At 54.3% G+C, this 12,973-nt stretch carries 7 protein-coding genes; 6 read left to right on the top strand and 1 reads right to left on the bottom strand.

The annotated features are described in order from the left end of the window. The first annotated feature begins 135 nt into the window (after nt 1–135). The 6 genes from OHL13_RS04080 (at nt 136) to OHL13_RS04055 (ending at nt 8,942) form a co-directional block, all read left to right on the top strand. Entirely contained in the window at nt 136–828 is a 693-nt protein-coding gene (locus OHL13_RS04080; RefSeq protein ID WP_263408832.1) for an SIR2 family NAD-dependent protein deacylase, read from the top strand. Nucleotides 829–1,032: 204 nt separating this feature from the next. Continuing rightward, complete coding sequence (locus OHL13_RS04075; protein ID WP_263408831.1) at nt 1,033–1,227, top strand: ribbon-helix-helix domain-containing protein; 195 nt, start codon at nt 1,033–1,035, stop codon at nt 1,225–1,227. After that, nucleotides 1,228–2,181, top strand: coding sequence for a DUF4007 family protein (locus OHL13_RS04070; RefSeq protein WP_263408830.1), 954 nt, complete (start codon nt 1,228–1,230; stop codon nt 2,179–2,181). Then, nucleotides 2,181–5,690 carry a hypothetical protein gene (locus OHL13_RS04065; protein WP_263408829.1) on the top strand — a complete coding sequence of 1,170 codons (3,510 nt, stop codon included), beginning with the start codon at nt 2,181–2,183 and terminating at the stop codon, nt 5,688–5,690. Before OHL13_RS04070 ends, OHL13_RS04065 begins: the two co-directional genes overlap by 1 nt. Continuing rightward, nucleotides 5,677–6,486, top strand: a complete 810-nt coding sequence (locus OHL13_RS04060) for a phosphoadenosine phosphosulfate reductase family protein (RefSeq protein WP_263408828.1) — start codon at nt 5,677–5,679, stop codon at nt 6,484–6,486. The genes OHL13_RS04065 and OHL13_RS04060 overlap by 14 nt, the downstream gene beginning before the upstream one ends. 38 nt (nt 6,487–6,524) lie before the next feature. Beyond that, complete coding sequence (locus tag OHL13_RS04055) at nt 6,525–8,942, top strand: DUF262 domain-containing protein (protein ID WP_263408827.1); 2,418 nt, start codon at nt 6,525–6,527, stop codon at nt 8,940–8,942. Nucleotides 8,943–9,338: 396 nt separating this feature from the next. On the opposite strand, the gene mobF is transcribed toward OHL13_RS04055, so the two are convergent. Beyond that, nucleotides 9,339–12,971: a MobF family relaxase gene (mobF, locus tag OHL13_RS04050; protein WP_263408826.1), complete on the bottom strand. Its 3,633-nt coding sequence runs from the start codon at nt 12,969–12,971 to the stop codon at nt 9,339–9,341. Nucleotides 12,972–12,973 lie beyond the last annotated feature (2 nt).

The raw sequence follows: 12,973 nt of genomic DNA, 5'->3' as shown, positions 1-12,973 counted from the left end.
CCGGACGGCCTAAGAGAGGCTTATACCAAGAAAAGATGTGCTGTCCTCGTAGGAGCCGGAGCTTCAAAAGGGGCGGGCCTACCTCTTTGGGGTGCACTCCTTGAAGAGATGATCAGAACCGGAGAGAGACATCGTGTGATTCACGACAAAAAAGCCGAGGATTACCGAAAGTTACTTGCCAATTCCGGTAAGTACCTCATGATCGCCTCTGGACTCAAAGAAGATTTAGGTCCTTACTTCGATGAATTCATTACCAATACGTTCATCGAACCGAAGCCGAAACCCACAGCGCTGCATGATGCGTTACTTACGTTAGACAAGCTTCAATTCGCGTTGACCACCAACTACGACACAATCATCGAGCGCTCATTCCGCACGAGGGATCCAGATGTACCGGTCTGCACATTTCGGGACGTGGGCGAAGTTCAGCGCCGTCTGTCGAAACGAGAATTCTTCATTCTGAAGGCTCATGGCGATGCGGCGCGTTCCGGCAACGGCATCATTCTGACCGATGGAGATTACCGAAACATCCTGTACGGACAGAGGGCATATCAAAGCCTGCTTTCGGCTATGTTCACGATGTTTACGATTATTTTTGTAGGAGCTTCCATGACGGACCCTGAGGTCAATCTCCTTCTTGGATACATCGCCGACTCATTCTCCCCCGGTTCGGGGCCCACGCATTACGCCCTGATGGCCGCTGAAGATACGACTGAGGTAGAGCGCGAGCGTTGGCTAAAGGACCTCAATGTGCAGCTTGTTCCGGTCAGCAAAGCGGACGACTATGCTGAGGTGACCGAGTTTCTTTTGGCACTTGCGACATCCTGAGATGGTGGCGGAAGGCTCGTGAACGCTCCGGCTGCCACAGATGGCGGCCGTTCGCTTTGATCTAATGGCCCGTCAAAGCATTTTTCGGACGCTTCATTCTTCTCTTTTTTTTGCATTGGTCCGCCGGGGAGAGTAAAGTTGTACTTGCATGTAATTACATGTCTTTACGGAGCGCTTTGATTGCGTACTCAGGGAGCGACACAGGTGCGAACGCTTACAGCAGCCAAACGGAATGGCAAGCCGTACACCCTCTACCTGTCTGACGAGTTGAGCTCCGCACTCGCTTCTGCTTCCGAGCGGCGGAAGATCGACAAGTCCGTGATCGTGCGCATTGCGATCGAGAAGTTGCTCAATGAATTGGAAAGCGGTCAGCTTCAGTTGCCGCTGGGAATACAGTAGATGCCTTCCTTCGAACTCGCCGGCCATTCCTTTTCCTTTTCGGGGCACGAGACCTTCGTGTTTCGCTACCCGTGGGTTAAAAAAGGCGCCGATGCGGTCCGTAAGGATCCGAAGATATTCACGCGCGACGATGCCATCGTGACTCTGGGTGTTGGGAAAAACATGGTGAGATCCATCAGGCATTGGGGACTTGCCACCGGTGTTCTGGAAGAAGAACCAAGAAGCCGCGGAACCGCTTTACGTGTATCAGAGTACGGGCTGTTTCTTCTGGGAGATGAAGCGAAGGCGGGAGCTGATCCATATCTGGAAGACCCTAGTTCTTTATGGCAGCTCCATTGGAATTTGGTTTCGAATCGTGAACGAAGCACGACTTGGCAATGGGCATTCAACCGGTTTCCGTCGAACGAGTTCACTCGGGAGGGGTTGATACAAAGCATCGTCGACGAATGCCATCGCCTAAATGTCGCTCCCCCAAGCGATGGGACGCTCCGCCGCGACGTTGAGGTTTTCATACGAACTTATGTCGGAAGCCGAGCAACGAAGACAGCGACGATCGAAGATTCGCTCGCGTGCCCCCTTACGGAACTTGGTTTGATGGATGAGATGGCGGGTACAGAGCTCTACCGAATCCGACGGGGCCCGAAGAGCACTCTTTCAAACGAGGTTTTTGCTTACTGCCTGCTGCAATTTTGGAATGCCACTGCTCCAGGGCTGACTAGCCTCGCTTTCGGCGAAATTGCATATGCCCAAAACAGTCCGGGAGTGATCTTCAAACTGGACGAGAACAGTCTTGTGGAACGCCTTGAGCAGCTGCAATTTGTGACAAAGGGCTTACTTGGTTACGCGGAAGGAGCGGGTCTCAAGCAGGTCTATCGGAAAGAAGGATTGATCAATCCACTGAATTGGCTAAGGTCTCATTACGAAGAGACTCTCCCGATAGGAGTTGGAATCTGATGAATCTAAATGAATTAGTCTCGGTCGCTCCTCGCTACGCACGGTCCGTCAATTTGGAGCGCGACGGGTTTACGGATGCGGCCGTAGACGGGTATGTGATTACTTCCACGGCGGACCTGTTTCTTCAACGCCTGGGGCGGGCTCTGTCCGGGAAAGGCGGCCATCGCGCTTGGACTCTGACCGGCCCCTATGGTGCGGGAAAATCATCGTTTGCCCTCTTTCTAGCAAATCTGTTCAGCCCCGAAGGTTTTGGCGGTTCCATCGCCGCCCGCGAATTGCTATTGGAGCAGCATGGATCTACCCACAAACTACTCTTCGAGAAGCGCAATAAAGGACTCCTAGGCGCCGCAGGGTTCACCGCAGTAGTGGTCAGCGGCGCATCCGAGCCGTTAGTGGGCGCGATCCTACGTTGTGTGATCCGTGACGTTTGGGAATATTTTGGTCGCGGCCGAAAGCCGGACGTTCTTCGCGAGCTTGAGAATCTTCAAGAGCGTTTTACTGTCGGGAAATCGGTTACGACCACGGATGTGATGGCAGCCATACATAAACTTTCTGAGAGCTTGGTCTCCTCAGGGCGGTCTATGGGCTTACTGCTTATCATTGACGAACTTGGTAAGTTCTTAGAATTTGCTGCTCGGACAAGCACTGCAGGAGATATATATCTCCTGCAACAACTCGCCGAAGCGACAAATCACACGTCTGCTGAGGGGTTGTATCTCGTAACTGTTCTGCATCAGTCATTCGAACGTTATGCAGCTGAGTTAGCAGCTTCAACGCGAGATGAGTGGGCCAAGGTCCAAGGTCGTTTTGAAGACGTAGCCTTCCAAGAGACGCCAGAACAGCTACTTGAATTGATTTCGCGCGCCATAGTCGTGCGCTCACACCCGGCTGTACGCCCCTTAGTGAATGCAGCGAAAGCCTTGGCGCACGAGGCGGTTGAGCTCGAGCTGACCCCGCGGGGAATGGCACCACGTAGATTTGAGGCGGTTCTTTCCAGGTGTGCACCTCTTCATCCTCTGGCAGCCCTTGCGCTTGTTCGTTTATGCCAGAAGTTTGGGCAAAATCAGCGATCCCTGTTTTCGTTTCTCACCTCTCGGGAAAAATTCGGTTTTAGCAGCTTTCTCCAACGGCCTGCTCAAGCGCCGTCGTTCTTCGGGCTTGCCGATCTGTATGACTTTCTCACCGAAGGGTTTGGGAGTGGCCTAGCAGTCGGTGAATCCGCTGCTCGCTGGGCCGAGGTCCAAAATGCCCTCGATCGAGGTGCTGACTTAGGAAAAGCTGAGCGGAGCTTCATCAAAGTATTAGGGCTTCTTGCCGCAATTGGACAGGTTGGCGCTTTCCGTGCGAGTGAGAAACTTATTCGATTTGCTCTGGGCCTTGGAGCACCTGAGTTCAAGCGAATCAAGAGACTCCTACTTGATCGCTCACTGATTGTTGAGAGACGCCATAACAATACGCTCGCCCTTTGGGAGGGCAGTGATCTCGATCTGAACGAAGAGGTCCGCAAGGCTACCCGACTGGTCGCGTCGAACGCGTCTCTGGCGGAGAAGCTTAACCAGCTTTGGGCGCCCAGACCGCTCGTTGCAAAAGAACATTCCTTCAAGACAGGTACACTTCGCTATTTCGGTATTCGTTTTGCCGACGTGGCCACCTACGGAAAGAGCCTTACTGTGGATCCGGGTGCCGATGGGCTCTTACTGTACTGCTTGCCGCAGGGTATCAATGAACGAGCAACCCTCATCGATCTGGCTTCGGAAGGCCTCGCTAAAGATCGCCCCGAAATTCTAGTTGCGGTTCCATCTGAAGTCAGCGCGCTATCCGAGGCCGTCAGAGAACTCGAGGCCCTTCGTTACGTTCAGTTACACACCCGCGAGCTAGAAGCAGACGGCGTTGCTCGACGAGAGCTTAGAGCACGAATCTCAATCGCAGAGGCCCGTGTCTCGCTAGAGGTTCAGCGCCTATTTGCTCCCGAAGAGCAAACAGCCAAGAACACTACATGGTTACATCGAGGCTTTAGGCAACCGGTTCCAACCAGCCGTACCCTTGCTCACAAAATCAGCACAATTTGTAACAACGTTTATCCCGCAACCCCAATCCTGCTGAATGAATTGGTAAACCGGCGTGTCCTTTCTTCCGCCGCTGCGGCGGCCAGAGGGAACTTGTTCTCAGCGATGATCGCGAAGCATGCAGAAGCCAACCTCGGTATCGAGGGAACCCCGCCAGAAATGAGCATATACAGCTCCATCCTCAAGGCGACCGGGATTCATCGCCCAGAGGGCGAGCTATTTGCCTTCGGACCGCCGAGCCAGAACGATAAAGCACTCTCGGCCGTTTGGAATGCGATCACGCAGTTTTTTGCAGACTGTGAGCATCAAAGGACATCGGTTGCATCGTTATTTTCTACCTTGCAAGCACCTCCCTTTGGGCTCAAGATGGGTGTGATTCCCATTTTCTTCTGTGCTGCTGCACTTGCTTTTGATAGCGAGATAGCCTTCTACGAGAATGGCGCATTTGTTGCGGACCTGACTCCCAGCACCTTTGAACGTCTGGTCAAAGCTCCCGACACCTTTGAGATCCGACACTATCGCATCGAAGGGCTGAGGCGTGATGTCTACATAGAACTTGCCCATCTCTTCGGAAAGCCAACACCGACCAAAGGCGAGAGCCTGCTGTCCGTGATCCGACCTCTTTTCTTGTTCCTTCATCGACTCCCCGAGTTCTGCAAGAACACTAATCGGATTGAGGAGCAGACCGCTAGGGTTCGCTTAGCCCTTATGACAGCCAAGGAGCCGGACAAGCTGCTTTTTGTGGCTTTACCTGAAGCGTGCGGTATGGAGCCGTTCGATCCGTCGGTAAACGATCGTGGCCGCGTCTCGAAGTTTTTCTCGGCATTGAGAAATTCCATCACTGAGTTACAGAGAGCGTACGACGAACTTCTGCAAGATCTCGCGCAACTGTTATGCCGTGCATTTGATGCTCCCAACAGGTCCGGTCTCCAGGACCGATCTAAAGCAGTACTTGCTTACTGCGTGGATCCCCGATTCAAGGCAGTGGTGAATCATCTTTCAAACGAACACATGGATGACAACTTGTGGATTGAAGCGGTAGCAACAACGATCGTGGGGAAGGCACCAAAATCGTGGACCGATGACGACCGAGTTCGTTTTGAGATTGGCATTGCTGAACTATCGCGGAACGTTCGCCACTTAGAAGCTCTTCTCTACGAGGAACATAAGCGTGTCGACTCCGGTCAGACTTCTGCTGCTGTGTATCGAATAGGTGTAGCCGACCGGCTCTCGATGGAGGTCGGCGCAGTCGTAACCGTCGAACAAGATTCTCTAGGTGATTTCCAGCGCGTTATTGAGGCATTGGAAGACGAGCGCCTGCGCTCGAATGTGTCCCCTCAGGTTTTTCTAGCAGCGCTTGCGTCGGTTTCAAAAGCAGCTTTGGAGCAATATCTAGGACAAAACGCAACGAAGACTTTGGAGGTCGCCCATGGCAAACACTGAGAAACGGCACGTTCTGGGTATCTCCGGCGGCAAAGATTCATCGGCGTTGGCGATCTATATGCGGGACAAAGTTCCACAAATGGAGTACTTCTTCTGCGATACGGGAAAGGAGCTCAAGGAGACCTATGAGTACATCGACAAGCTAGAGGTCTATCTTGGGAAACCGATTGCGAGGTTGCTTCCAGAGAGAGACTTCGATCACTGGTTACAAATTTTCGGCAACTACCTTCCTTCGTCACGCATGCGTTGGTGCACACGCAAGCTCAAGATTGAGCCGTTCGAGAACTTTGTTGGCCAAGATTCGGTAATTAGCTATGTGGGGATCAGGGCTGACGAGGATCGCGAAGGCTACATCTCCACGAAGCCGAACATTGAAGCCGTATTCCCGTTTCGCGAGGACAATCTACGAATCAACGATATCTATCGCATCCTTGAAGACAGCGGAGTAGGCATCCCAAAGTACTACGAATGGCGCAGCCGGTCAGGCTGCTATTTCTGTTTTTTCCAGAGAAAGGCGGAATGGGCGGGGCTCTTGGAGCGCCATCCAGATGCGTTCGCGGAAGCGATGGAATATGAAAAGCTTGACACTATAACTGGTCAACGTTTCACGTGGAATCAGCGCGAGAGTCTAGAGGAATTGTCACGCCCCGACCGTCTCCAGGAAATTTGGGAAAAGCATGAGAAGGCACTTGCAAATGCTCCCAAGACAAGACCCGGGGACAGTTTGTTCACTATACTCAGTTCGACCTTTGATGAAGAGGACGACACGGAGCCCTGCACTATCTGCAGCCTTTAGCTAGCCGTAGTTCAACCCTTGAACTTTGGAGAACATAAGTGATCAGTCCAGCCCAGAAAATCTTTGAGGCCGACTCAGAAAGTTTTTACGACTTCGTGTCGAAGAACGGAAGAGGTCTTTATATTCCGCCGTATCAGCGCGAATACGCCTGGGATAAGGATAACGTCGAGCGCTTGATTGACGACACAGTGCAGGGGTTGAGCGCGCTTCTAAAGCGACCAGACGAGTCGATAACGTTTATCGGTACGATAATCGCGATGAACGATGTGAAGAAAAGCACGATCAATCCGCTTGTGCGAAACCAGATCTACAGCCAAGTCATGACCATCATCGATGGTCAGCAACGCCTTACTACACTTCTGATGCTTGTTCTATCACTGCTCGTCGAAATGGAGACGCAGTGGGCCGAGTTGAATCGGGCGAAGGCGTGTCCCAACGAGGAAACGAAATTCTGGCTAGAAACACGCGTGAACGATATGCGTGGTCTTCTCTCGCAGATGCTTTCGGAGCGACAGAACAACGGCGAAGGTGCATACCGCTATTTCCCAAAGATGATACGTGCGTTTAAGGACACTTGGTCATACGAAGCAGATAAAGCTTCGTATCAGTCGCCGATTGCGTGGCTACTCTTTGAATACGTTCAGCTGATGAACCGCCCTGACGCTCCTTGGGGAAAATTTCTAAACGAGCTCAAAAAGTCCCAAGATGCAGTGTCAGAAGAGGGGCCAGGGCGCAGGCACGCATTGAAGATGATGAAGGTTTTACAAACTCAACTAAAAGCGCTTCCAACAAACGACGAGTTTCCGGCGCTACTGAAGATTGCGCGCGAGCCAGCTCAGCAGGAAGCTCTATTTGGTGAGGAATTCCCCGATGCCATGCGGATTGCTCTTGAATCGATTCTGGCTAAACAAGAACACGGTCTGATGCTCGACGAGCGTGGCGACCTTGAGCTACAGGTCGAAGATACGAAACATAAGAAGTGGTGGGAAGCTGCAACAGAGCTCCTGTCGCTGTTGGTCTTTTCTAGATTTGCCTTGTACCGCATCACACTGGTTGTAGTGAAGGCCACTACAGAGGACTTCGCTTTCGATGTCTTCGAGGCCCTGAACACCACTGGGCAGCCCCTTACTGCGATCGAAACATTCACTCCAAAAGTGGTGCAGACGGTCGGTTTAGCCAGTTACAACGCGTCCGAAGAGAAGAAACTTCTTGACAAGGCTTCATCCTACCTTCGAAAAGTCACAAAGGCGGAGGAGCGGCAAAAACGATCCGCGGAGTTGATCGTCGCGTTTGCCCTCGCAGAAAAGGGCGAGAAACGATCGAAAAATCTGGCTGAACAGCGTCGCTTCATGAGAGACACCTTCGAAACATGCAAGGACAAGTCTGAGAAGCAGGCTTTTATTCGACATCTTGCAGATTTGGCTGGTTTTCTTGACAGCGTCTGGTCCGACAGTGGGGTGTATCCTCATATCGGAAATGTGAAGATCGGGGATCCTGCGGCCCTGTGCATTCAATTCCTCGTCGATCTAAACCACACGATCACGGCCCCCCTTCTCGCTCAATATGCTGCGGAGGTCACAGCCACACTAGGTGACCCGGAGCGTAACGAGATCGCCCTGTCAGAATTTGAGAGCGTGGTGAAGGCTGTTACCGCGTTCACTGTTTTGTGGCGAGCTTCTCGCACGACGACGGATCGAATTGACCAGGTTTATCGAAATCTGATGAGTCAGGGCGACCCCACCAGGGGTGTTGGGGGACTCGCTAGGGGACTTCGAGATGGCAAGCCCCTGCCCGATTCTAAGACGGTCAAGGAAATCTTAATGTCCCGCCTACAGGCGGATCGAGCAGACGGAGGCGCTGGTATAGCCAATAAACAGGAGTGGGTGGACAAGGTCGTCACGCAACCCCTGTACGAGGTTAACGAGACGCTTGCCAGGTTTCTATTGTTCATTGCGTTTCATGACTCTGTTGACGCGGAGGAAGGTTTGCTGGTGAATGGAAAGGAAGGCAGTCACCCCACGCTGACTTTCGAACGCTGGGCTGGCGACCGCTACTCTTCTGTCGAACACATTGCCCCGCAATCTAAGTCGAAGGACTGGTCTGCCGCTCTCTACGAGAACGACGAGATTGACCGACTTGGAAACCTCACCCTCTTGCCCTTAAGTGCAAACCAGTCCGTGAGCGATCGTCCGTGGAATCACAAGAAGCTGTTGTTCTGCGCGTTAGCTGCCGCCACTCCTGAAGAGGCACAGACCTTCTTGGCCGAGCTTCAGTCTAACGGAGTCAATGTTTCTGAAGTCGCGAAGGCCATACACTCGGGACAGTTTTTGCCTCATTTGAAGGCATTGACCAAAGTCACGAAAGTTTGGGATTCGGACATGGTCGAAGCTCGTGGTCGTACGTTGGCCGAGCTTGCATGGAAGCGCCTATCGTCTTGGCTGCCACTAGTTGGTTGATGCGACCCTCTCCGCAATTGCCCCTCCCATGGAAGGAGGGCATCGTAGCCAGTTGATATTAGGGATCTAGCTAGTCTCGTGGTACGCAAAAATGTGCGCGTCGGTCATCGACCTACCTCTATGCAGGCAGAGTCCTGAGTGTTCCATTCGGAATGCCCAAGTTATCTGGTGACCCGGCTAGAGTGGTGTGACGATGGAGACCCGGTTGGCCGCACCAACGTTCCATATACCGGCAATTGGAACGTCCGCGATTGCCGTCTCGCACCTTAGTACCTGATCGCCCTCGGGTGCTAAGTTACCGAATCCACGCTTGCCAAGGAACGAGATCGCGTCTAGTCAACGTGATGCAGCCCACACCAGGTCCGAAAGGCTCTCATTCTATTTCAGGTATGACTTTCAGCGGTCTCGTCCAAACCCTTCCCGCACCTGTTCGAAGATATTTTCTTCGGTGGGAATCGGGATTTCTGTTTTGAACCTACCTACTGCCGTCTTCTGCATACGGAATTGCTGGTCCGGTGTCGTGTAGAGCTCAATACCGCGGGTCTGCCTGGACAGACGAGCGAAGTTCATCTGAACGATCTGCGCCGTCTCACCGCTGAAAATGACTCGATGCATGCCACGTTGCGGTATCCGATCCACTGCGTAGCCGTAGTCGATGTGCCGAGATTCTCTGTCTGGGAGTGCAATCAATTTTCCCTGGTCGCTGCGTACCGTCAAGGAACGATCCTCGCCGATGCGCTCGACGGTGGCGAATTCTCCCTTGCGAATATGGAACTGCTCTGAGGTGGCCGTGAAGCGAATGCGCTCACCCTCTGAGATCTCACGTAACTCTTCGCGAAAGACGTGACTTTGCCCGGTTTGAGTCCTTAGCGACGCAGGGTTGTAGCTCACCTCACACCCATCAAGACTGCCCACCGTGAGACGATTGGCCTTCGCATCGACCGACAGGACGGTGATGGTGCTGTTGTCGGCGATGCCATGTTCCAGACTGCCCGACTTGTAGCGAATCTGGTCTCGGGGGGCATAGTTGGCGGCCAGGCGCGGATTGCCGAAGTGCTGCTCAACCCACACGGGTAGTACGTGACTCTCTGTCGAAAGTCGTCCCCTCTGGCGTTGCTCATCGCGGATGAGCTGCGTTAGTTCCTTGCGCTCACTGGCGTCAGGCGCTACGACCACGGCACGGTCCTCACGCGACACATACGCAAGCGCAACTGCGGCGAGGCGGTGTTCTGAGTTGGCAAATTGGTGGACTCGATCCTCTTGTTGCAGGATGGTGGTGGCAGTCCCCGGATCGCCTGCGCGGAAGGCTGTAACAGCGCGCTCTGCCTCGTTCTTCGGGACGGGCTGCGAAAGGTCGATGGCCGCCGTTTTTGAAACGTCATTGGAGAGACGTCTGCCAAGGCGGGTGACGTCGTTCGTATAGATATGGGCTTCGTGGGACGCACGGGAGATAGCGACGTACGCAAGCCTGGTGTTGATGAGACCACGTGGGCCATCGGTGTCGAAGTGGGCAAGCACACGCTCTGCAGTCAGCCCTTGTGAACTGTGCGAGGTCACGGCATAGCCATGATCGAATTGCCGTACCTTGTCCGTCTCGAAGGTGAGCGTGCGCCTACTCTTACCTTCCATCAAGACGGTCATGCGTCCTTCTTCGATCCGTTGGATGGTAGCGAGATCACGATTCGCTACACCAAGATCTTTCAGACTGGCTGTGAACTGGATGCGGTCTCCCGTAGCGAACTCACGTTCCTGTTCGCGGAAGACATTCACACCGCGTAGGCGGCGCGGATCGTAGGCGATGGTGTTTCCTTGTTCGGTTTCCACGGTCAAGAGATTTGCCTTGGCATCGAGCGCGCGAACTGTGGCAAGCGAGTTGCGCTCGATACCCAGCTCCTTGCTTCCGGTGTTGTACTGGATCACATCCCCTGCGTTATACCGTGCCACCCAGGTACGGTCTGCGCCAGTCATATCAGAACGGTGGCTGAGGGTTAAGAAGGTCTTACCATCGGCCTTTAGCGTTCCCGATAGCAACAGCTCTAAGCGGACCGCGTCATTGATTTCCTGGCGGCTCTTGTTGTCCGGAGAGACGACGATGGTATTTTCCGGCTTTGCGGCATAGTCCCTGGCGATTGCCGCGATGCGTTCACGCCGATCCGGCAGCTCGGAAATGCGGCCCTGCTGCTGGAGGAGCGCAATACCCTCGCGGGTTTCGTTCTTCGACAGGTGCTCGACAGCTTTGAGCAACTCGGGGTCTTTTTGCCGCATGATGCGGTCGAGCAATGCGGTTCGCATGCCAGCCTCCTGCATCTGCTGGAACGGACGGCCCGCGTCCACGCCCTGATGTTGCGCCGTGTCACCTATCACCAGAACACGGTCCTCTGGCTTTATTCTCTGGAGGAAATCGCGCATCTGTTTCGTGCTCGCAAGACTGGACTCGTCGAGCATATACAAGCGCGGTTGTGACCGCTCGGTGGGCGATTCTGTCTTACGCGCAAGAAAGCTCTGTAAGGTCCCAGCATCAATTCCAGCTTCGCGGAGCTGCGCCGCTGCGCGGGATGTTGGAGCAAATCCCTCGACGGTATAACCACTCTTTTCGGCACCTTCACGGATGGAACGAACCACTGACGTTTTGCCGGTACCGGCCCGCCCCTGCAAACCGTGGATGCGGTCGGTAGAATTCAACACCTCTTCGATGACAAGGCGTTGGGAATCGTTCAGGAACTCTTTGGCTCGTGCCACTTGCTGGGCGGCCTCGGCGGACATGATCGGTTCAACGGTGTTCTTGGCGCTACGAACGAAGGCGATGTTTGCTCGTTCGGCCGCGATGGTTTCCGCCGTGGTGAAGCTTCGGCTCGAAGCGTGTTTCTGTGATTCCACGGAGAGGAAGTCGCCACGCTGATGCCGCGTCTCAAACTCGGAACGGACCTCGGAATATGTGGTGTTGCCCATACCGCGACGGAGCGCGTCCCGCAGCAAGGCCCGTTCGTCTAGAACGGCTTCACGTTCATAGAGGCTGCTCCTGGCATAGGTGACAGCCTCCCGCGCATGGGCGATGCGATCAGGATTGTGCTGCTGGACTCGAGCCCGTTCCCGGGCCTCAGCTACGACCCGCTGCGGCTGGTTGCCATGTTCGGCAGCGACCTCCCGATGGGCTGCTAATACCTCGGCGGGAGTCATCGTCTGTTTCTTTTCGCGTGTCGAACGAGCAGCGATTTCTGCGGCTTCCGGACCTGAGAAGCCGCGCCGTTCCATCTCTTCCTTGATCTTTTCGCGCCTCTGGCTGGAAGCTTTGAGGTAGTCGGCAGAATAGGACTTGATTTCGGGAGCGCCGCTCTCCCCAGGCACGATCTCATAGCCCAGTGAGCGTAGCCGATACATCAGTTCCGACTGATAGACCGCTGTGACAAAGTTCTGACTTTCGAAGAATGGCTGCTCCTGCAAAGCGCTAGTCTTACCGTCGGCACGTTGCGTGACGTTGAAGATGACGGCGTGGGTATGGAGTTGGGGAGCGGCGTACCCGTCAACGGGGCGGGCGGTATCGTGCTCGAACTTCGCCGCGAGAAACTTGCCCGTCTGCTCGGCGGGCTTGTTGCCACCCAACCGAGCGTGCGTGTACTTCTCCAATTCATCCAGGGCGACAGTGACTGCCGCTCGGTGGGCTTCGCGGATGCGATCGTCTCCGCCCACCAAGGCGGTCAACGATACCGATTTGGTCGGAGCAAACATCGCATCCCAACCTGCGCGATGGGCGACGGCCTTGGTGGTCGAGCCATCGGGATTGGTGTACTCGGTAGCGATACGATGGCGCACCATCTGCTCGCCAGTCACCGGATGTTGTCCTTCGGTCAGCCTGGAAAACTCCAGCGCGGAGACTTCGCCAGACACGCCCATCGACTCTGCAAGTTTGCCTTGCCATTCGCCTTTTACGCTGTCGCCCTGGGCGTAGTAGCTCTGGGTGGACGAAGTGTAATCGAGTTTGTGATACGTCTGCGCCTGAGAGGCATTGAGGTGCTTCGAGATATCGAGCATAA

This window comes from Terriglobus tenax, from assembly GCF_025685395.1.
GTDB classification, from domain to species: domain Bacteria; phylum Acidobacteriota; class Terriglobia; order Terriglobales; family Acidobacteriaceae; genus Terriglobus; species Terriglobus tenax.
This window is presented reverse-complemented; position numbering and strand designations above follow the sequence as displayed.